Source organism: Kitasatospora sp. NPDC057500 (assembly GCF_042802195.1).
Taxonomy (GTDB): Bacteria; Actinomycetota; Actinomycetes; order Streptomycetales; family Streptomycetaceae; genus Kitasatospora.
Genome location: NZ_JBHVER010000007.1, coordinates 71,312 through 92,105 on the forward strand (window position 1 = coordinate 71,312; position 20,794 = coordinate 92,105).

The 20,794-nt window shown below is 73.3% G+C and carries 16 protein-coding genes; 11 read left to right on the plus strand and 5 right to left on the minus strand.

Translation table 11 applies throughout. From position 1 onward, the window contains the following. Positions 1 to 200: 200 nt before the first annotated feature. Positions 201 to 1,997, plus strand: coding sequence for a beta-galactosidase (locus ACFU74_RS03020; RefSeq protein WP_380750828.1), 1,797 nt, complete (start codon positions 201 to 203; stop codon positions 1,995 to 1,997). A 48-nt stretch (positions 1,998 to 2,045) separates the two neighbouring features. Here the strand turns inward: ACFU74_RS03020 and glmS are convergent, their stop codons facing one another. Further along, positions 2,046 to 3,872: a glutamine--fructose-6-phosphate transaminase (isomerizing) gene (gene glmS / locus ACFU74_RS03025; RefSeq protein WP_380750830.1), complete on the minus strand. Its 1,827-nt coding sequence runs from the start codon at positions 3,870 to 3,872 to the stop codon at positions 2,046 to 2,048. A gap of 111 nt (positions 3,873 to 3,983) precedes the next feature. Beyond that, positions 3,984 to 4,268 (minus strand): hypothetical protein, encoded by a 285-nt coding sequence (locus tag ACFU74_RS03030; RefSeq protein ID WP_327683601.1) that lies wholly within the window; start codon positions 4,266 to 4,268, stop codon positions 3,984 to 3,986. Between the two features lie 202 nt (positions 4,269 to 4,470). Between ACFU74_RS03030 and asnB the strand changes: the two genes are divergently transcribed. From asnB to ACFU74_RS03065, 7 genes are all read left to right on the plus strand, one after another. After that, positions 4,471 to 6,321 (plus strand): asparagine synthase (glutamine-hydrolyzing), encoded by a 1,851-nt coding sequence (gene asnB, locus ACFU74_RS03035; protein ID WP_380750832.1) that lies wholly within the window; start codon positions 4,471 to 4,473, stop codon positions 6,319 to 6,321. 243 nt (positions 6,322 to 6,564) lie between these two features. Next, positions 6,565 to 7,695 carry a hypothetical protein gene (locus tag ACFU74_RS03040; RefSeq protein WP_380750834.1) on the plus strand — a complete coding sequence of 377 codons (1,131 nt, stop codon included), beginning with the start codon at positions 6,565 to 6,567 and terminating at the stop codon, positions 7,693 to 7,695. Between the two features lie 129 nt (positions 7,696 to 7,824). Beyond that, the gene (locus tag ACFU74_RS03045) at positions 7,825 to 9,312 is read left to right on the plus strand and encodes a pyridoxal phosphate-dependent decarboxylase family protein (RefSeq protein ID WP_380750836.1); all 1,488 of its coding nucleotides are present in this window, start codon (positions 7,825 to 7,827) and stop codon (positions 9,310 to 9,312) included. A gap of 56 nt (positions 9,313 to 9,368) precedes the next feature. Beyond that, positions 9,369 to 10,802, plus strand: a complete 1,434-nt coding sequence (locus ACFU74_RS03050; RefSeq protein WP_380750838.1) for a GNAT family N-acetyltransferase — start codon at positions 9,369 to 9,371, stop codon at positions 10,800 to 10,802. Positions 10,803 to 11,139: 337 nt separating this feature from the next. Next, a complete protein-coding gene (locus ACFU74_RS03055; protein ID WP_380750839.1) occupies positions 11,140 to 12,402 on the plus strand; it encodes a MurT ligase domain-containing protein in 1,263 nt (420 codons plus the stop codon). A 64-nt stretch (positions 12,403 to 12,466) separates the two neighbouring features. Beyond that, entirely contained in the window at positions 12,467 to 13,195 is a 729-nt protein-coding gene (locus tag ACFU74_RS03060) for a type 1 glutamine amidotransferase (protein WP_380750840.1), read from the plus strand. A 370-nt stretch (positions 13,196 to 13,565) separates the two neighbouring features. Next, positions 13,566 to 14,591: a 6-phosphofructokinase gene (locus tag ACFU74_RS03065; RefSeq protein ID WP_380750842.1), complete on the plus strand. Its 1,026-nt coding sequence runs from the start codon at positions 13,566 to 13,568 to the stop codon at positions 14,589 to 14,591. Between the two features lie 119 nt (positions 14,592 to 14,710). Here the strand turns inward: ACFU74_RS03065 and ACFU74_RS03070 are convergent, their stop codons facing one another. Further along, positions 14,711 to 15,538 carry a tyrosinase family protein gene (locus ACFU74_RS03070; RefSeq protein WP_380750843.1) on the minus strand — a complete coding sequence of 276 codons (828 nt, stop codon included), beginning with the start codon at positions 15,536 to 15,538 and terminating at the stop codon, positions 14,711 to 14,713. 46 nt (positions 15,539 to 15,584) lie between these two features. Then, positions 15,585 to 16,004, minus strand: coding sequence for a tyrosinase cofactor (locus ACFU74_RS03075; RefSeq protein WP_380750845.1), 420 nt, complete (start codon positions 16,002 to 16,004; stop codon positions 15,585 to 15,587). Between the two features lie 239 nt (positions 16,005 to 16,243). Here ACFU74_RS03075 and ACFU74_RS03080 point away from each other — a divergent pair, with 239 nt between their 5' ends. Then, positions 16,244 to 17,245, plus strand: coding sequence for a 2-hydroxyacid dehydrogenase (locus ACFU74_RS03080; RefSeq protein WP_380750847.1), 1,002 nt, complete (start codon positions 16,244 to 16,246; stop codon positions 17,243 to 17,245). A 144-nt stretch (positions 17,246 to 17,389) separates the two neighbouring features. After that, entirely contained in the window at positions 17,390 to 18,355 is a 966-nt protein-coding gene (locus tag ACFU74_RS03085; RefSeq protein ID WP_380750850.1) for a cytochrome c oxidase assembly protein, read from the plus strand. A gap of 81 nt (positions 18,356 to 18,436) precedes the next feature. On the opposite strand, the gene ACFU74_RS03090 is transcribed toward ACFU74_RS03085, so the two are convergent. After that, complete coding sequence (locus ACFU74_RS03090) at positions 18,437 to 19,150, minus strand: TetR/AcrR family transcriptional regulator (protein WP_380750853.1); 714 nt, start codon at positions 19,148 to 19,150, stop codon at positions 18,437 to 18,439. Between the two features lie 141 nt (positions 19,151 to 19,291). Here ACFU74_RS03090 and ACFU74_RS03095 point away from each other — a divergent pair, with 141 nt between their 5' ends. Then, the gene (locus ACFU74_RS03095) at positions 19,292 to 20,752 is read left to right on the plus strand and encodes an MFS transporter (protein WP_380750856.1); all 1,461 of its coding nucleotides are present in this window, start codon (positions 19,292 to 19,294) and stop codon (positions 20,750 to 20,752) included. Positions 20,753 to 20,794 lie beyond the last annotated feature (42 nt).

Consider the following 20,794-nt stretch of genomic DNA (forward strand, 5'->3'; position numbering starts at 1 on the left):
CGGTTCCCGCCTACCCGTCGGTAGTGCCGCGTGAGCCGAGCAGTCTAGGACGCGCACGGCCGCACGGAACAGCCCGGCGTGGCGTGGGCACGATCACGCCGTGCCGCCCGTTCGCTCCTGCGACGCTTCTGGGATCCCGACCGCCGGGCCCGACCCCCGGTGGCCCGCGTCAGCACCGTCACCACCGAAAGCTGGTCCGCATGATCGAGCTCGACTTCGACGGCAACGGCTTCCGCCGCAACGGCGCGCCGCACCGGATCGTCGCCGGCGCGCTGCACTACTTCCGGGTCCACCCCGACCTGTGGGACGACCGGCTGGCCCGGCTGCGCGCGCTGGGCGTCAACACGGTGGACACCTACATCCCCTGGAACTTCCACGAACTCCCCGGCGGTGAGCCAGACTTCACCGGCTGGCGGGACATCGCCCGGTTCGTCCGGCTGGCCGAGCGGCACGGCCTGGACGTCATCCTCCGCCCCGGCCCGTACATCTGCGCCGAGTGGGAGTTCGGCGGCCTGCCCGCGCGGCTGCTGGCCGCGGACGGGATCCGGCTGCGCAGCTCTGACCCGGCCTTCCTCGCCGCGGTGGACGGCTGGTTCGACGCCCTGGTACCCGAGTTGCTGCCGCTGCTCGGCAGTCGGGGCGGCCCGGTGGTGGCCGTCCAGGTGGAGAACGAGTACGGGAGCTACGGCAACGACGCCGCCTACCTGGCGCACCTGCGCGACGGGCTGGTGGCCCGCGGGGTGGACTGCCTGCTGTTCACCGCCGACGGCTCCGAGGACTTCATGCAGCAGGGCGGTGCGGTCCCCGGCCTGCTGGCCACCGCCACCTTCGGCTCCCGCGCCCCCGAACGCTTCGAGGTGCTGCGCCGGCAGCAGCCCCAAGGGCCCCTTGCGGCGATGGAGTTCTGGATCGGCTGGTTCGACCGGATCGGCGATCCGCACCACGTCCGGGACGCCGAGGAGGCCGCGGAGTCGCTGGACGAACTGCTCGCCACCGGCGCCTCGGTGAACCTCTACATGGCGCACGGCGGCACCAACTTCGGCCTCTGGGCGGGCGCCAACCACTCCGGCACCGGCCCGGACACCGCCGGCTTCGAGCCGACCACCACCAGCTACGACTACGACGCGCCGATCGGCGAGGCGGGCGAGCTGACCGAGAAGTTCCACACCCTGCGAACCGTCATCGGCAAGTACGTGCCCCTCCCGGACGTCGAACTCCCGGCCCCACCACCCCGGTTGGCGCCGCGCCGGCTCGGCCGTGCGACCGGCCGGGCCCGGCTGCTCGACTCCCTCGACGCGCTCTCCGCGCCCGTCCACCGCCCGACACCCGAGCCGATGGAGCGCCTCGGCCAGTCGCTCGGCCTGATCCACTACCGCACCCGCGTCCCCGGCCCGCGCCCCGAACTCCCCCTGCGCGTCGACGGCATCGGCGACCGCGCCCAGCTCTTCGCCGACGGCCGACCGCTCGGCGTCCTCGACCGCAACCGCCCGGGCGAGACCCTGCCGCTGGCCACCGGCCCGGCCGGCGTCACCCTGGACATCCTGGTCGAGGCGCTCGGCCGCGCCAACTACGGGCCCCAGCTGGACGACCGCAAGGGCATCCGGCGCGGCGTCTCGCACGAACGCCAGCGCCTGCACTCCTGGGAGATCCGCCCGCTGCCGCTCACCGACCTCAGCCCCCTGGCCTTCCACGACGCCCTCGAAACCGCCGACGGCGACCCCGCCTTCCACCGCTTCGAAACCGACCTCGACGCCCCCGCCGACGCCTTCGTCGCCCTCCCCGGCTGGGGCCGGGGCCTGCTCTGGCTGAACGGCTTCCTGCTCGGCCGCCACACCCACGAGGGCCCCCAGCGCACCCTCTACGCCCCCGCCCCGCTCTGGCGGCCGGGCCGCAACACCCTGGTCGTCCTCGAACTCGACCGCCACGGCGAGTCGTTGGAACTGCGCGACGAACCCGACCTCGGCCCCACCACCCGCGCCCCCAGCGCCGACTACTGAGCGCGCCCGGGGCCCGGGGGGAACCGCCCGGCCCCGGGCCCCGGCGGGCTACTCGACGGTGACGCTCTTGGCGAGGTTGCGGGGCTTGTCGACGTCGCGCTTCAGGGCGACGGCGGCGTGGTAGGCGAGCAGCTGGAGCGGAATGTTGAGGAGCAGCGGGTCCAGCTCGGGCTCGCTCTTGGGGACCAGCACGCAGTGGTCGGCGAGCCTGGCCTCGGGGCGGCGGTGGGCGATGGCGAGGACCTTGCCGGAGCGGGCCTTGATCTCGCCGAGGGTGGTGAGGTTCTTGTCGAGCAGCTCGTCGTCCGGGACCAGGGCGACGGTGGGCAGCTCGGCGCTGATCAGAGCCAGCGGGCCGTGCTTCAGCTCGCTCGCCGGGTAGGCCTCGGCGTGCACGTAGGAGATCTCCTTGAGCTTCTGCGCGCCCTCGCGGGCGACCGGGTAGCCGCGCACCCGGCCGATGAACATCATCCCGGTGGAGTCGGCGTACTCGGCGGCGAGGGCCGCGATCTCCTCGCTCTGCGCGAGGACCTCGCGGATCTGGCCGGGCAGCGCCTTGAGGGCGGAGACGATCCGGCGGCCGTCGGCGGGCGAGAGGTCGTGGATCCGGCCGAAGTGCAGGGCGAGCAGCGCGAAGGCGACGACGGTGGAGGTGAACGCCTTGGTGGAGGCGACCGAGATCTCCGGTCCGGCGTGCAGGTAGATGCCGCCGTCGCACTCGCGGGCGATGGCGCTGCCGACGGTGTTGACGACGCCGAGCACCCGGCCGCCCTTGCGCTTGACCTCCTGGACGGCGGCGAGGGTGTCGTAGGTCTCGCCGGACTGGCTGACCGCGATGTAGAGGGTGTCGGCCTCGATGACCGGGTTGCGGTAGCGGAACTCGGACGCGGGCTCGCTGTGTGCGGGGATGCGGGCCAGCTCCTCGATGAGCTGGGCGCCCATCTCGCCGGCGTAGTAGGCGGAGCCGCAGCCGAGGATCTTCACCCGGCGGATCTCGCGCAGCTCGCGGGCGTCCAGGTCGAGGCCGCCGAGGTGGGCGGTGGCGAACCGCTCGTCGAGGCGGCCGCTGAGGGTGCGCTCGACGGAGCCGGGCTGCTCGTGGATCTCCTTGAGCAGGAAGTGGTCGTAGCCGCCGGTGTCGTAGGAGTCGATCTCCCAGTCGACCGTGGACGGCTGGCGGTGGGTGGTACGGGCGTCCTCGGTGAAGGTGCGGAAGCCGTCGGCGCGCACGGTGGCCAGCTCGCCGTCCTCCAGGTGGACGACCTGGCGGGTGTAGCGGACCAGGGCGGAGACGTCGGAGGCGACGAACATCTCCTTCTCGCCGATGCCGAGCACGATCGGGCTGCCGTTGCGGGCGACCACGACCCGGTCGGGCTGCCGGGCGTCGAGGACGGCGATGCCGTAGGTGCCGACCACCTTGCCGAGGGCGGCCCGTACGGCGTCCTCCAGCTCGCCGCCCTCGGCGGCGTGGGCGGCGACCAGGTGGGCGAGCACCTCGGTGTCGGTCTCGGAGCGGAAGACCGCGCCGTCGGCGGTGAGCCGGGCGCGCAGTTCGTCGGCGTTCTCGATGATGCCGTTGTGGACGACGGCGATGCGCTCGGCGTTGTCCAGGTGCGGGTGGGCGTTGGCGTCGCTGGGGACGCCGTGGGTGGCCCAGCGGGTGTGGCCGATGCCGGTGGTGCCCTTGAACCGGGCGGGGACGTCGGCGGCGAGGTCGGCGACCCGGCCCTTGACCTTGCGGACCTTGATGCCACCGGTGCGCCCGGCGACGGCGACGCCGGCCGAGTCGTAGCCGCGGTACTCCAGCCGGGCCAGGCCCTCCAGCAGGAAGGGCGTCGCGTCCTTGGGGCCGATGTAGGCCACGATTCCGCACATGGTGGACTCCTTGGTTGCGTGGGTACGAGGGCGGCCGGGCGGGCCGTGCCGACAAGACGTGAACGCGGGCCGGGCCGCCGAACCGGCCGGCCCGGTAGCCCGGCAGCCCGGTCAGCCGTAGACGATCCGGCGCAGCTGGCGGGCCGAGAGCCCGGGCGCCGCGACCCGGCGGGCGGGCAGCTCCTCGGCGAGCCGGGCGAAGATCCGCTCGTTGGTCAGGCCGCGTGCCTGCAGTTCGCCGTGGCGGCGCCGGACGTACTCCTCGGTGGTCTCGGAGAAGTACGCCAGCACCTCCGCCACCACCCGCGCCGCCTCCCGGGGCCCGAGCGGGCTGGTCCGGGTGAGGTGGGCGAGCAGGTCTTCGTGAGGGTGCGAGGGGCCGGGCGAGCTGGACACGAGTGGGGAGCCTAGGTGCCCCGCCGCCGAAAGATCAAAGATCCTGCCCGAAATCGGGCAGGATCTCTCAGCGTTCGAAGCATGAACGGGGGTCTTGTAGCCGCACGGGTGACCACGTAGCGTGATGACTTGCTCACACACCGGGGGGCCGGGGGAGGAACGGGAGCGTCGGAAGAGTGTCGGAAGAACCGGAGGCTTGCTGATGTGCGGGATCACCGGATGGGTCGCCTACGACCGCGACCTGACCCTCGAACAATCGGTGCTCGACGCCATGACGGACACCCAGCTCTGCCGCGGCCCGGACTCCGGCGGCGTCCACCTGGAGCGGCACGCCGCGCTGGGCCACCGCCGCCTCGCCGTGATCGACCCGGAGGGCGGCGTCCAGCCGATGACGGCCGAGCACGACGGCCGGCTGCTGGCCGCCCTCAGCTACAGCGGGGAGGTGTACAACCACCACGAACTGCGCGCCGAACTGGAGGCCGCCGGGCACCGCTTCCGCACCCGCAGCGACACCGAGGTGGTGCTGCGCGCCTACCTGGAGTGGGGCGAGCACCTGGCCGAACGGCTCAACGGCATGTTCGCCTTCGCCGTCTGGGACGCCCGCACCGAGGAGCTGCTGCTGGTCCGCGACCGGATGGGCGTCAAACCGCTGCACTACCACCCGACACCGGACGGCGTGGTCTTCGGCTCCGAGCCGAAGGCGCTGCTCGCCCACCCCGCGGTACGCCCGGTGGTGGACCTGGACGGGCTGCGCGAACTGCTCGCGCTGACCCGTACCCCGGGGCTCACCCCGTACCGCGGCATCGCCGAGGTCCGGCCGGGCCACGTGGTCCGGGTGCGCCGCCAGGGCCTCACCGACCGGCGCTACTGGGCGCTGGAGGCCCGCGAGCACACCCAGGACCTCGCCACCACGATCGGCACCGTCCGGGCGCTGCTGGAGGACATCGTCCACCGCCAGCTGGAGGCCGACGTCCCGCTCTGCTCGCTGCTCAGCGGCGGCCTGGACTCCAGCGCGGTCACCGCCCTGGCCGCCCGGTCGCTGCGCGCCGCCGGCGCCGGACCGATGCGCTCCTTCGCGGTCGACTTCACCGGCCACTCCGAGCACTTCGCCCCGGACGCCGTGCGCACCACCCCCGACGGCCCGTACGCGGAGATGCTCGCCCGGCACGTCGGCGCCGAGCACCGGGTGATCGAGCTGGACTGCGCCGCCATCGGCGACCCGGCGCAGCGGCTCGCCACCCTGCGCGCCCGGGACCTGCCGGGCGGCGTCGGGGACATGGACGCCTCGCTGCTGCTGCTCTTCCGCGGGGTGCGCGAGCGCTCCACGGTGGCGCTGTCCGGCGAGTCCGCGGACGAGCTGTTCGGCGGCTACCGCTGGTTCCACGACCCGGAGATGGTCGGAACGGACGACTTCCCTTGGGCGGCCGTGCTGAGCAGCCTCGGCGGCCCCGGCAGCGGACCGCGCGAACAGCTGCTCGACCGGGAGCTGCTCGGCAAGCTCGACCTGCCCGGCTACCGGCAGGCCCGCTACCGGGAGGCGCTCGCCGAGGTCCCGCACCTGCCGTCAGCCGACCCCCTCGAACGGCGGATGCGGGAGGTGTCGTACCTCAACCTGACCCGTTTCGTCCGCATCCTGCTGGACCGCAAGGACCGGATGAGCATGGCCACCGGCCTGGAGGTGCGGGTACCGTTCTGCGACCACCGGCTGGTGCAGTACGTCTTCAACACGCCGTGGTCGATGAAGTACTTCGACGGCCGGGAGAAGAGCCTGCTGCGCGCGGCCGTACGGGACGTGCTGCCGGACGAGATCGCCGACCGGAGGAAGAGCCCGTACCCGATCGTGCAGGACCCGCGCTACCCGCAGCTGCTGCGCGGCGAACTCGCCGCACTGGCCGCCGACCCCGGCTCCCCCGGCCTCGCCCTGCTGGACCGGCGGGCGGTGTCGGACGCGCTCGCGCCCGACACCGACCCGCAGTCGGTGCGGCTGGCGACCGATCTGGCCCTGGACCTCGACGCGTGGCTGACCGAGTACCAGGTCTCGCTGGAGCTCTGAGAGGGGCGGCCGGACGGCGCGGGCACCGCCGCGCCGCCCGGCCCCGCACCGACCCCGCACCGGGCCCGTACAGCCCCGCGCCACCGTCCGTGACCAGCCGCCATCCCGCCTCGTTGACCAGGAGGGGCGTGCGATAGCGTCGCCGACACCTCCCGAATGGCGGCCGATAACACGGAATCCCAAGCCCGTGCCGTCAGGATGGGGAGAGTCCCGTCCGTCTCGATCCGCCGGGGGATCTCCGTCATGCAACCGCGAGCCTTCGCGATCGTCACCGCCCTGCTGCTCGGGGTCCTCGGCCTGGGGTCGGTGGCCGTCACCGACTGGACGCCCGAGCCGGTCACCGCCGCGGTGGCCGAGCCGGCCGCCCCCGGCGCCGCCCCCGGCACGGCGGCCGCCGGCGCCGCGCAGCCGGCCGCGGGCGCGACCGCGACCGCGAGCGCCGACCCGGCGGTGTGGACCCGCTCGACGCTGCGCAACAAGCTGATGGCCGAGATGGAGGCCACCGACCCCGGCATCGCCCTGGCCGAGCTCGACAGGATCACCAAGCAGCTGCCGTACACCGTCCGGTTCTGCCACCCGATCGCCCACGAGCTCGGGCACGCGGCGGTCAAGCGCTTCAACGCCGACTTCCAGAAGGTCATCTCCTTCCCGCACGAGACCTGCGCGGCCGGCTATCTGCACGGCGCCGTCGAGGAGATGCTCAACGCCTCCGCCCAGCCGGAGACCGACCTGGTCAAGCTCTGCGCGCCCAAGAACAGCGGCCCGTGCATCCACGGCGTCGGCCACGGCACGATGTTCGTCGCCAAGCAGGACGTCGCCAGGGCGCGGGAGCTGTGCAACACCTTCACCACCGACCAGAACCGGATCCGCTGCTCCGAGGGCCTGTTCATGCAGCTCTTCGGCCCGGACGAGGAGGACGAGAAGGCGAAGGCCAACCTCCCCGCCGACAAGCTCGCCCAGGACCCGCTCTACCCGTGCAAGGAGCAGCCGGCGCTGTTCCAGTCCGCCTGCTTCTTCTACGCGCCGACCTTCTACCTCTCCTCCCACGACTACCCGAACCACCCCGAGGTGTACGCCGAGGCCCTGAAGTGGTGCCTGAACGGCAAGGCCTCCGGCGGGTCGGTGGACTGCAGCCGCGGCGTGGGCTCGCGCACCATGAAGTACAACCTGGACCGCGAGGACTGGGCCGCCCAGCAGTGCGCGACCGCCGCGGACGGCTGGCAGCGCAAGGCCTGCGCGGAGGGCCTGGTCAGCTACTACACGGTGAACTACACGGACGCGGGGGCGGCCGGCCGGCTCTGCGCCAAGTTCAGCGACAAGGAGATGCAGGGCTACTGCCGCTCGGCGAGCGGCCTGTCCGGCTCACTGGACTGACACCCGCCGTCCCGCCGTCCCACCTGTCGGGCCCGCGCCGCACGGCGCGGGCCCCCTTCCGTAGGATCGCGGGGACCGGGTGCGCCGAGGACGCCGCGCCACCAGGCCCGCACCCTCCCGGAGCCGCACATGACCTCCGACGACTCCCGCGCCGACGACGGCTCCCGCGGCACCGGCTCCCGGCAGGCCGACGACTTCCGCGCCGCCGCGCACACCGCCGCCGACCTGGCCGCCGACCACCTGGCCGGGCTGGCCGCCCGCCCGGTCTGGCAGCCGATGGACGACGCCGCCCGCCGCACCCTGCTGGACGCCCCGCTCCCCGCCGCCGGCCGCCCGCTCGCCGAGCTGCTGGACGCGGTCGGCCGCGACGTCCTGCCGTACCCGATGGGCAACGGCCACCCGCGGTTCTTCGGCTGGGTGAACTCGGCCCCGGCCCCGGCGGGCGTGCTCGCCACCCTGGCCGCCGCCGCGATGAACCCCAGCTCGGCCGGCGGCGACCACGCCGACGTCCACCTGGAGCGGGCCGTGGTCCGCTGGATCGCCGAACTGGTCGGATTCCCGCACCCGGCCGGCGGCGGACTGCTCACCTCCGGCACCTCGATGGCGACCATCGTCTGCCTGGCCGCCGCCCGCGACCGGGCCGCGCGCGCCGCCGGGTGGGACGTCCGCGAGGACGGCCTGGCCGGGATGCCGCCGCTGGTCGGCTACGTCACCGGCGAGACCCACTCCTGCGTCCGCAAGGCCGCCGAGCTGCTGGGCCTCGGCAGCAGGCACCTACGCGCGGTGGCCACCGGCCCGGACGGGCGGCTCGACCTCGCCGACCTGCGCGCGGCCGTCGCCCGCGACCGGGCCGCCGGGCTGCTGCCCTTCCTGGTGGTCGCCTCGGCCGGCACGGTCGGCACCGGCGCGGTGGACGCCTTCGACCCGATCGCCGACCTCTGCGCCGAGGAGCGGCTCTGGCTGCACGTGGACGGCGCCTACGGGGCGTTCGGCGTGCTGGACCCGGTGATCGCGCACCGCTACGCCGGGCTCGGCCGGGCCGACTCGCTCGCCCTCGACCCGCACAAGTGGCTCGGCGTCCCGGTGGACTGCGGCTGCGCGCTGGTCCGCGACCCCGCCGGGCTGCGCGCCGCCTTCAGCCTGGTCCCCTCCTACCTGCGCGACGAGGCCGCCGGGGACCTCGGCTGGTTCTCCGAGTACGGCACCGAGCAGACCCGCCCGTTCCGCGCCCTCAAGGTGTGGGCCACCATCGCCCACCGCGGCCGCGACGGGCTGGCCCGGGACATCGCCCGCACCACCGCGCTCGCCCGCCTGCTCGGCGAACTCATCGCCCAAGAACCCGAGTTGGAGCTGCTCGCCGAGGTCCAGACCTCCATCGTGGCGTTCCGTCTGCGCCCGCCCGGCCTCACCGGCCCCGCCCTGGACGCCGTCAACCGCGAACTGCCCGCCGCCGTCCAGCGCCGCGGCCGCGCCTTCGTCACCGGCGCGCGCCTCGGCGGCCACGAGATGCTCCGCGCCTGCCTGCTCAACCCGGCCACCACCGAGGCGGATCTGGAACTCCTCGTTCAGGAAGTGAAGACCGCGGGCACCGAGGTCGCCGCGGCACTGCACCATTAACCGACAGGTCACGGGGGATTCGTGATCGTGAAACACCGGGGCGGCAGATTGATGGCATGGAGCGCCTGGAGAAGCCGAAGCCCGGAACCGTCCCGACCACGAACCCCTCCCGTGCCCAGCGCCGCGGCGCCCGCGGCCACCGGTGGCGGCGCGACGCGGTGGAACTCGCCGCCGTCTTCCTCTCGGTGACCACCGCCGACCTGGTGGCCAAGCTCGTGGTGCACGGCCCGGACGGTCCGGTCGTGCTCGCCGCGTCCGCCACCGCGCTGCTCGCCACGGCGCTGTTCCACACCTGGTGGTCGCACCGCCACCGGTTGCACGGGCCGCCCGCGCCCGACGCGCCCGCGCCACCGCCGACCGGAACGGCGGCGCAGGCCGAGCCGGCGAAGGAGCCGCTGAAGGGGCCGCTGCACGACTTCGAGGAGACCGCGCTGTGGCGGGTCCGCACCACGGTGCAGGACTCCCCCGGCAGCCTGGCCCGGGTCTGCGCGGCCTTCGCGGCGCGGCGGGTGAACATCGTCTCGATGCAGTCCCACCCGCTGCCGGCCGGCGCCGTGGACGAGTTCTTCGTCCGCGCCCCGCGCTCGCTGGCCCGGGCCGACCTGACGGCGCTGGTGGCCGGGGCCGGCGGGCACGACATCTGGACCGGCCCGGCCGACGCCCACGACCTGGTGGACGTGCCGACCCACGTCCTGGCGCTGGCCACCCGGACCGCGCTGGACGCCGCCGAGCTGCCGATCGCGCTGCGCCAGCTGTTCGGGCGGTGCGGCATCCGGCAGTACCCGGGCGCGGCCGCGCGCGGCGCCGCCGGGGTGGACGGGCACGTGCTGAGGCTGCCGGTGCCCTCCGGGGACCTCATCGAGCTCACCCGCCCGCAGCTGCCGTTCACCCCGACCGAGTTCGCCAGGGCGCAGGCCCTGGTGGAGCTGGACACCCTGCTCGGCCCCCGGGTGCCGGACGTCCGGGCCCGGCTGAGCCTGCCGGCCGGCGCCGACCTGACCGTGCGGCGCGCGGACGCGGCCGACAAGGGGGCAGCGCTGGCGATGCACCACCGCTGCTCCCCCGACACGCTGCGCAAGCGCTACCACGGTCCGGTCCGGGACGCCGACCGCTATCTGGACCACCTGCTGGACGCCCGGCACGGCCAGACGCTGGCGGTGGAGGCCGCCGACGGGCGGATCGTCGCCCTCGGGCACCTGATGTGGGACGACGAGGGCGCCGAGGTGGCGGTGCTGGTCGAGGACGCCTGGCAGCGGCGCGGGCTGGGCCTGGACCTCATGCGGCGGATGTCGGCGCTGGCCCTGGAGGCCGGGGTGGAGACGGTGTACGCGGTCACCCAGTCGTCCAACTCGGGGCTGATCGCCACCATGCGCCGGCTGGCGGCGCCGCTGGACTACCAGGTGGAGGACGGCACGCTGGTGATCACCGCGCACCTGGCGGAGGCCGCCGAGGAGCTCCCGGTCCCCTGGCAGACCCGCCCGGGCCGGTGAGCAGGCGAGCAGGGCCGACCGGCGCCGCCAACCAGGCAGGTAATCATCAGGTCATTTCTTCACCACACCCTCACCAAGGGCCTCCCCCACCCCCGCGCACGGAACCGCGGCGCCCCGCTCACGCGTCCCCCACGGCGAACGGCCCCTCCGTACACCGCCGGTCCTGACCCCGGGTCAGGACCGCCCGGACGGGCTCTCCGGGCACGTCGCAGCAGGCGGCGCGGGGTCCGGGGCGCCGAGCCCGGCGGCGGAGTCGGTAGGCTGATCCCGTCCCCGCCGCCCGACGGCCCGTAGTCCGGCCCCCGGGCGGTGCCGCAGCAAGGAGGAACCACTGAGCATGGCAGGCACCGAATCGGAGCCCACAGGCGCACGCGACGCCTCGCTGCCGGCGCGCGCGAAGATCGCGGTGACCGCCGGCAAGGTGGCCGCCGCCGTCTCCCGCAAGGCCGGGCGCGGCAGCGGCTCGGTGATCGGCGGCAAGGTCGCCCTGAGGCTCGACCCCGATCTGCTCGCCACCCTCGCCGAGAACCTCGACGTGGTCCTGGTCAGCGCCACCAACGGCAAGACCACGACCACCCGCCTGATCGCCGAGGCGCTGCGCGCCGCCGGCCCGGTGGTCTCCAACGCGCTGGGCGCCAACATGCCGGCCGGCATCACCTCCGCCCTGGCCGGCGGCTCGGACGCCCGCTTCGGCGTCATCGAGGTCGACGAGAAGTACCTGTCGATGGTGGCCCGGGACACCCGCCCCAAGGCGATCGCCCTGCTCAACCTCTCCCGCGACCAGCTCGACCGCGCCGCCGAGACCCGCATGATGGCGGAGAAGTGGCGCGAGGGCCTCCAGGACACCGAGGCCGTGGTGATCGCCAACGCGGACGACCCGCTGGTGACCTGGGCCGCGTCCTCCTGCAAGAAGGTGGTCTGGGTGGCCGCCGGACAGGCGTGGAAGGAGGACGCCTGGTCCTGCCCCGCCTGCGGCGGCGTGATGCAGCGCCCCGGCGACGACTGGTTCTGCCAGGAGTGCGGCTTCCGGCGCCCCAACCCGCACTGGGCCCTCCAGGGCACCCATGTGATCGACCCGCAGCGCGGCGCCTGGCCGATCCAGCTCCAGCTGCCCGGCCGGGCCAACCTGGCCAACGCCACCAGCTCCGCCGCCGTCGCGGCCGTGTTCGGCGTCTCCCCGCAGGTCGCGCTGGAGCGGATGCGCTCGGTCACCGCGGTGGCCGGCCGCTACGACGTGGTCCAGTACCAGGGCCGGGACATAAGGCTGCTGCTGGCCAAGAACCCGGCCGGCTGGCTGGAGACCTTCTCGCTGATCGACGGCCCGCCGACCCCGGTGGTGCTCTCGGTCAACGCGCTCGACGCCGACGGCACCGACACCTCCTGGCTGTGGGACGTGGACTACGAGCGGCTCGCCGGGCACCCGGTGTTCGTGCTGGGCCAGCGCAAGCTGGACCTGGCGGTGCGCCTGGAGGTCGCCGGGCTGCAGTTCCACGTGGTGGACTCGCTGGAGCAGGCCGTCCGGATGGCCCCGCCCGGCCGGATCGAGGCGATCGCCAACTACACCGCCTTCCAGCAGCTGCGGAAGGTCGTGGCCGGCTGATGCCGGACCGGCGCCCCGCAGCCCCAGCAGCCCACCGCACGTACGTCATGGAAGGCCTTCGAGGATGAGTGAGAGCAGCCTGCGCGTGGTCTGGGTCTACCCCGACCTGCTCAGCACCTACGGCGACCGGGGCAACGCCCTGGTCGTGGAGCGCCGGGCCCGCCAGCGCCATCTCAACGTGACCCGGATCGACGTCCGCTCCGACCAGGCGGTGCCCACCAGCGGCGACATCTACCTGATCGGCGGCGGCGAGGACCGTCCGCAGCGGCTCGCCGCCGAGCGGCTGCGCAACGACTCCGGGCTGGTGCGGGCCTCGGAGAACGGCGCGATCATCTTCGCGGTCTGCGCCGGCTACCAGATCCTCGGCCACGAGTTCGTCAACGACCTCGGCCAGCGCGAGCCGGGCCTGGGCCTGCTGGACGTGTGGACCGCCCGCGGCGAGGGCGAGCGCTGCGTCGGCGACGTGCTGGCCGACGTGGACCCGCGGCTCGGCCTGCCGCAGCTGACCGGGTTCGAGAACCACCAGGGCGTGACCCACCTCGGCCAGGGCGTCAACCCGCTCGCCCGGGTCACCGCCGGCCGGGGCAACGGCACCGGCGACGGCACCGAGGGCGCCTGGCGGGACACCGTCTTCGGCACCTACCTGCACGGCCCGGTGATGGCGCGCAACCCCGCGGTCGCCGACATGCTGATCAAGCTGGCGCTGGACGTGAACGCCCTGCCGCCGGCCGACACCACCTGGTACGACGCGCTGCGCGCCGAGCGCATCGCGGCCACGACGCGCCCCGCGTAGCACGCTCCGCGCCCGTCCGCCGGGTGCCCGCCATGCGGTCACCCGGTCCACGGACGGGCCGGAACGTACGACAATGGGGCTGCCCCTCCCCGGGGCTGCCGGCTGCACACCCTCCTCGGCAGCAGGCTGCAATTCCACGCGGGGGCGCCGACGGCGCCGCTCCCGCGTCGGCTCCTGCCCGGCCGGACGCAGGGGCCGTATGCTCGACATCCACGGCCGGTTCCGGATGCCATGTCCGAATCCGGCCGGTCCTTCACCCGGCGGCCATCTCCGCGTCGTCCCGACGCGGGAACGGCTCGCTACGGTGGCGGTCCGTCGTCCCAGCCTGTAGTCCGGCCGTTCCTCGGTTCTGCTCGGGAGTTGCAAAGCAATGCGTATTGGAGTGCTGACCAGCGGCGGTGACTGCCCCGGCCTGAACGCGGTGATCCGCTCCGTGGTCCACCGGGGGGTGGTCGACCACGGCGACGAGATCATCGGGTTCGAGGACGGCTGGCGAGGTTTCCTGGAGGGGCAGCACCGGCCCCTGACCCTGGACTCGGTGAGCGGCATCCTCGCCCAGGGCGGCACGATCCTCGGTTCCTCCCGGGTGCAGCCCAGCCACCTGCGCGACGGCGTCGAGCGCGCCAAGCAGTACTGCGCGGACCTCGGCCTGGACGCGGTCATCCCGATCGGCGGCGAGGGCACCCTGAAGGCCGCCAAGCTGATGAGCGACGCGGGCCTGCCGATCGTCGGCGTGCCGAAGACCATCGACAACGACATCGCCTGCACCGACGTCACCTTCGGCTTCGACACCGCCGTGTCGGTCGCCACCGAGGCGCTGGACCGGCTGAAGACCACCGCCGAGTCGCACCAGCGGGTCATGGTCGTCGAGGTCATGGGCCGGCACACCGGCTGGATCGCCCTGAACGCCGGCATGGCGGCCGGCGCGCACGCGATCGTCGTCCCGGAGCGCCCGTTCCACATCGAGAAGCTCACCGACGTCGTCCGGGAGCGCTTCGACCGGCAGAAGAAGTTCGCGATCGTGGTCTGCGCCGAGGGCGCCAAGCCCGAGCCCGGCACCATGCACTGGGAGGAGGGCACCAAGGACATCTACGGCCACGAGCGGTTCACCGGCATCGCCACCCAGCTCTCCCGCGAGCTGGAGCACCGGCTCGGCAAGGAGGCCCGTCCGGTGATCCTCGGCCACACCCAGCGCGGCGGCACCCCGACCGCCTACGACCGGGTGCTCGCCACCCGCTTCGGCTGGCACGCCGTGGAGGCCGTCCACAAGGGCGCCTTCGGGCACATCACCGCGCTGCAGGGCACCAGCATCAACCTGGTGCCGCTGGGCGAGGCGGTGGCCGAGCTGAAGACGGTTCCGGCCGACCGCTACCTGGAGGCCGAGACGGTCATCTGACCGCCCCCGCTCCCCCGTGGAGCCCCCCTGCGGACCGGAGCCCCGGCCCCCGAGCGCGCGAGTCTCGGGGGCCGGGGCCGTTCCCGGCGTCCGCCCCGCCCCGTGGCGGGACGGACGGATCAGAACCCGGTGTCGTAGGTGTACAGGGCGCTGTGGTTCAGCAGGTCGGCCGGGGAGACGGTGTTCCACGGCTTCATCGGCTCGTTGAGGTCCACCACGTCCGGCGTACCGGCCGTCGGCAGGTAGCCCTGGCCCGGGTTGCGCTTCTGCCACTCCGACCAGAGCTTGTCGACGAAGCAGTGGTGCAGCCAGAACACCGGGTCGTTGGGCGACACCCCGGTGGCCATCTGGCCGCCCACCCAGACGTGCACCCGGTTGTGCAGGTTGACGCCGCGCCACCCCTCCAGGTTGTTGCGGAAGCCGGACGAGGAGCTGTTCCACGGCGCGGCGTCGTAGGTGGTGATGGCGAGCACCGACTCGGCGTCGGGCCGGGTGGGCAGCTGGGCCACCCCGGCGCCGAGCTGGCGGCGCAGGTAGGTGCGGCTGTCGACGTTGACGTTGAGCGTCCAGTTGCCGGTGGAGAAGGCGAACGGACCGGTGGTCACCTGACCGTCGCTAGCCCGGCCGTTGCCGCCCAGGAAGTCGGCGCCCCAGAGGCTGGAGGCGGTGGAGCGGTCCGCGGTCCAGTCCCAGTACGGCAGGTTGACGCTGGGGTCGATGGCCTGGAGCGCCTGCTCGAACTGGAGCAGGTACTTGCGGTGCCAGGGCAGGAAGGACGGCGAGCGGTGGCCGGTGCGCTCGCCGTTGTCGACGTCGCTGAGGATGAACTGGTTGTGCGTGGTGACGAACGGGTCGTACCCGCCGTTCGCCTTGAGCGCCAGCACCGCGTCGACGAAGGCGCGCTTCTCCTGGGTCGTCAGGGTCGCCTGGTTCTTGCGGACTCCCATGAGTCCCCCCTCTTGTGGTGGGTGTCGGTGTCGGGTGGTGGCCGGATCAGGCGGTCGCGACCGGGACGAGCGTGGCGCCCTGGAGGTCGTTGACGGCGGCCCGCGCGAGCGCGCGGGGCGTCGCGAAGGTCTGGTAGTGGTTGACGACGCTGATCCAGGTGCCGTCGGCGTTGCGCATCATGTGCAGGTCCTCGCCGTCGATCCGCACCTCGTAGCCGGTGCCGTTCCCGGTGCCGCCGTGCCGGTGGCTCCCCCCGTCAACCGGGCGGCCCTGGATCCGCCGGCCCTGGAAGATTTCGTCGAAGCTGTCGGAAGCGCCGGGATCGGCGGCCGTGGCCGCCCCTCCTCCCGGGCCGGCGACGCCGATCACGACCGTCCCGGCGGCGACGGCCAGGGCGGCCCCGGCCCCCTGGAGCATCCGCCGACGGGTCAGCTCGGTACCGGTGCCGTGGGTGTCCTCGGACATGCCAAATACCCCCTCGTGTGCCTTCGCTTTTGTTAAGGCACTGTTCACAAACGATTGGTGAATCGTCAATCAAAGGCGATTTCTAGATCGGAACCGCCAATTCGATGCTCGCAAGGCGCCATGACCTAGGGAACAGCCGATCGGCGGGGGTACGGAGGGTTGTGCGCACATTCGGTCATCTTTTGCTCTACCTTGACCGGTGGACCAGAGCGGACCGGACCCACGGAAGGACCCAGGCGATGGAGATCCTCGCGTACGGCGTACAGGCGGATGAGCGGCCGCTGTTGGAGAAGGCGTTCGCGGACCGCCACGAACTGCGCTGCCTGTCCGTCTTCCTCAACCACGACACCGCCCCGCTGGCCGCCGGCTACCCGGCCGTCAGCAGCAGCGTGAACGCCGAGCTGGACGCCGGGACGCTGGCGGTGCTCGCCGAGGGCGGCACCAGGCTGATCGCCCAGCGCTCCACCGGCTTCAACAACATCGACCTGGACGCCGCCGCCGAACTCGGAATGACCGTCGCCCGGGTCTCCCATTACAGCCCGTACGCCGTCGCCGAGCACGCCTGGGCGCTCGCGCTGGCGGTCAACCGGAGGCTCACCCGGGCCGCCAACCGCAGCCGCGAGTTCGACTTCCGGCTGGACGGCCTGCTCGGGCGCGACATCCACGGCATGACCGTCGGAGTGATCGGCACCGGCAAGATCGGCGAGTGCTTCGCCCGGATCGCCGCCGGCTTCGGCACCGAGCTGCTCGGCTGGGACATCGCCCCCAACCCCGCCTGCGTCGACCTCGGCATGACCTACACCGAGCTGCCGGAACTCCTCTCCCGCGCCGACCTGATCAGCCTCCACGTCCCGCTGCTGCCGACGACCCACCACCTGATCGACGGCGCCGCGCTCGCCCGGATGAAGGACGACGCCATCCTGGTGAACTCCAGCCGCGGCGGGCTGGTGGACAGCGCGGCCCTGGTCGAGACGCTGCGGGCGGGCCGGCTGGCCGGTGTCGGCCTGGACGTCTACGAGGAGGAGACCGGCGTCTTCTTCACCGACCGCTCCATCGAGGGCATCGCCGACGACGTCCTCGCCCGCCTGGTCACGTTCCCCCAGGTGGTCGTCACCTCGCACCAGGCCTACTTCACCCGTACCGCCGTCGGCCAGATCATCGACGCCACCGTCCGCAACGTCGACGACTACGCCGCCGGCCACCGCGGCGAGAACGTCCTCGTCCCCCGCCCGGGCGCGTAGCGCGGCCCGCGGACGGGGGGCGGGGAACCGGCCGGGGTAAGGCCCGCCTAGGCTGTATGCCGAAGCAAAACGGGCGAACCGGACCCATCCAGGGGCCGTGACGAGGGAAAGCGGGACCCGCCGATGGGCGACGGAATGTCAGGCATGCACCACCACGGCGGGATGACCGAACTAGGCCCCTTCTCGCTCTCCAACGTGCTCACCTGGTCGCCCGACTGGGTGTTCCTGATCGGCAGCCTGGCCGCGCTCGCGCTGTACCTCACCGGGGTGGTCCGGCTGCGGCGCCGCGGCGACAGCTGGCCGGTCGGACGCACGGTGGCGTGGGTGCTGGGCGTCGGCACGGTGATCCTGGTCACCTGCACGGGGCTGAACGACTACGGCATGGTGCTGTTCAGCGCGCACATGATGCAGCACATGGTGCTCTCCATGCTGTCGCCGATCCTGCTGCTGCTCGGCGGGCCGATCACCCTGGCGCTGCGCGCCCTGCGGCCGACCGGCAAGGGGCGTCCGCGCGGGCCGCGCGAGCTGCTGGTGGCGCTGCTGCACTCGACCTACATCAAGGTGGTCTCGCACCCGGCCTTCACCATCCCGCTGTTCATCGCGAGCCTGTACGGGGTCTACTTCACCCCGCTGTTCGACTTCCTCATGGAGTACCGGCTCGGGCACATCTTCATGATGGTGCACTTCCTGGCGACCGGCCTGGTGTTCTTCTGGCCGATCATGGGCGTGGACCCGGGCCCGCACCGCCCCGGCCACGTGATGCGGATCATCGAGCTGTTCATGGGCATGCCGTTCCACGCGTTCTTCGGCGTCGCGGTGATGATGGCCAACCACCAGCTGGTGAAGACCTTCACCACCGAGGGCGCGCCGCCCGGCACCGACCTGCTGGCCGACCAGAAGCTCGCCGGCGGCATCACCTGGGCGTTCGGCGAGATCCCGACCGCGATCGTGCTGATCGCGCTGGTCTACCAGTGGATGGGCTCCGAGCAGCGGCTCTCGCGCCGCCGGGACCGCGCCGAGGACCGCAGCGGTGACGCCGAGCTGGCCGCCTACAACGCCTACCTGGCCTCGCTGGACCAGCGCAGCCGGCCGGCGGCCGACGCCGGCTGATCCACGGGCTGATCCACGGCACCACCCGCGGGAGCCCCCGTCCGACCGGACGGGGGCTCCGGCGTTTTCCGGGCGGGCCCCTCAGGCGCCGCCCCGGGCCTGCCGGGCCAGGCCGGCGACCAGGATGTCCAGGCCGAACTCGAAGCGCTCCTCGCCGACGTTGCGGGTCAGCGCGGCGGCCATCGAGGTGATCATCGGATAACGCTCGGCCGGGATGGTCGCGAAGTAGTCGCGGACCCGGCCGGTGAACTCCTCGGTGTCGGCGCCGCCCCGGGTGGAGGCCTCGAAGGCGGTCGCGGTGGTGTAGAGGCCGAGCAGGTCGACCCCGTAGGCCGCGGTCCGCTCGTCCAGGCCGCCGGCCCGCAGCATGGCGAGCATGGCCTCGGCGATGTCCATCGCATGCGGGGTGACCGGCACGTTGGCGACCACCGCGGCCTTGGCCAGGTCGCGGTGGGCGAGCAGCGCCGCGCGGGAGTTCCGCAGCAGCCGCTTGACCTGCTCCTGCCACCGCCCGGGGTCGGCCGGCTCCAGTTCGATGCCCGCGTAGACGAGGTCCAGGACCAGTTCGAGCAGCTCCTCCTTGGAGCCGACGTGGGCGTAGAGGCTGGCGGCGCCGGTGCCGAGCTCCTGGCCGACCCGGCGCATGCTGAGCGCGTCCATCCCCTCGGCGTCGACGATCCGCAGCGCCGCCTCGACGATCCGCTCCCGGCTCAGCGGCTGCCTCCTGGGCGCGGCCTTGGCCTTCCCCGGCCACTGCTCGGGCGGCCAGCCGGAGCGCGGGGCAGCACTGGTCATGGGGGCTCCTTCGGGGTCGGCGACGGTCCCAGACTACTTGACACGAACACCGTTCCATGGGAGAACACTGTTCGTTGAGAAAAACAGTGTTCGTTATGGCGAACAGCGTTCGTCGACAGCTCTGATTCCGGAGAGCACTCCATGACCAGTCAGATCGCACCTCCCCAGGCCCCCGCGGCCCCGTCGGCCGGCTACCGGCTGCGCTGGGCGGGCCTCGCCGTCATCCTCGCCGCCGAGGTGATGGACCTCCTCGACACCACGATCACCGGCGTCGCGGCGCCCGCCATCCGCCAGGACCTCGGCGGCGACGACGCCCAGATCCAATGGATCACCGCGTCCTACACGCTCGCCTTCGCCGTGCTGCTGATCACCGGCGGCCGGCTCGGCGACCTCTTCGGCCGCAAGCGGCTGTTCGTCCTCGGCGCCACCGGCTTCACCCTCGCCTCGGTGCTCTGCGCGGCCGCACCCGGCGCCGGCACCCTGATCGCCGCCCGCACCGTGCAGGGGCTGTTCGCGGCGCTGCTCATCCCGCAGGGCCTCGGCCTGATCAAGGCGATGTTCCCGCCCAAGGAGGTCGGCGCCGCGTTCGGCCTGTTCGGCCCGGTGCTGGGGCTCTCCTCGGTGCTCGGCCCCACGCTCGGCGGCTACCTCACCGACGCCGACCTGTTCGGCCTCGGCTGGCGGACCGTCTTCCTGATCAACCTGCCGGTCGGCCTGCTCGCGGTGCTCGCCGCCGACCGGATCCTGCCCGCCGACACCGCCGACCGGCCCTCCGGCGCCGGGCGGCTCGACCCGGTCGGCGTGCTGGTGCTCGGCCTCGCCGTCCTGCTGCTGGTCTACCCGCTGGTCCAGGGCCGCGAGCTGGACTGGCCGTGGTGGACCTTCCTCTCGATGGCCGCCTCGGTCCCGGTCCTGTGGGCCTTCACCCGGCACCAGCGCGGCGTCCTGCGGCGCGGCGGCACCCCGCTGATCGAACCCTCGCTGTTCGCCAAGCGGCCGTTCGTCTCGGCGCTCGCCACCGGGCTGGTGTTCTTCGCCGCGCTCTCCGGCCTGATGCTGGTCTTCACCCTGCACCTGCAGCTCGGCCTCGGCTGGACGCCGCTGCACGCGGGGCTGTCGATGATCCCGCTGTCGATCGGCGTGGTGGCCGGCGCCGTGCTCTCCGGCGGCATGCTGGCCCCGAAGTACGGCCGCCGGGTGCTGCACGCGGGCATCGCCGTCGCCGCCGCGGGCGCGCTCGGCCTCTGGGCCACCGTCGAGCGCGGGGCGGACGGCCTCACCTCCTGGCAGCTGGCCCCGGCGCTCGCCCTCACCGGTCTGGGCCTCGGCCTGATCATGGCGCCGTTCTTCGACATCGCGCTGGCCGGGGTCGAGGAGTCCGAGACCGGCTCGGCCTCCGGCGTCCTCAACGCCCAGCAGCAGCTCGGCGGCTCGGTGGGCGTCGCACTGCTCGGCACCGCGTTCTTCGGCTGGGCCCGCACCGACGGCTTCCGACTCGCGGCCGGCTGGACGTACGGCCTCATCGCTGCGCTGCTCGCGGTGGCCTTCCTGGTCGCCTTCCTGCTCCCCCGCCACGCCCGGCCCGAGGGCGAGGGGCACTGAGCCCTCGCGCGGGGGCGGGAAGAGGCCGGGAGGCCCCGGAGG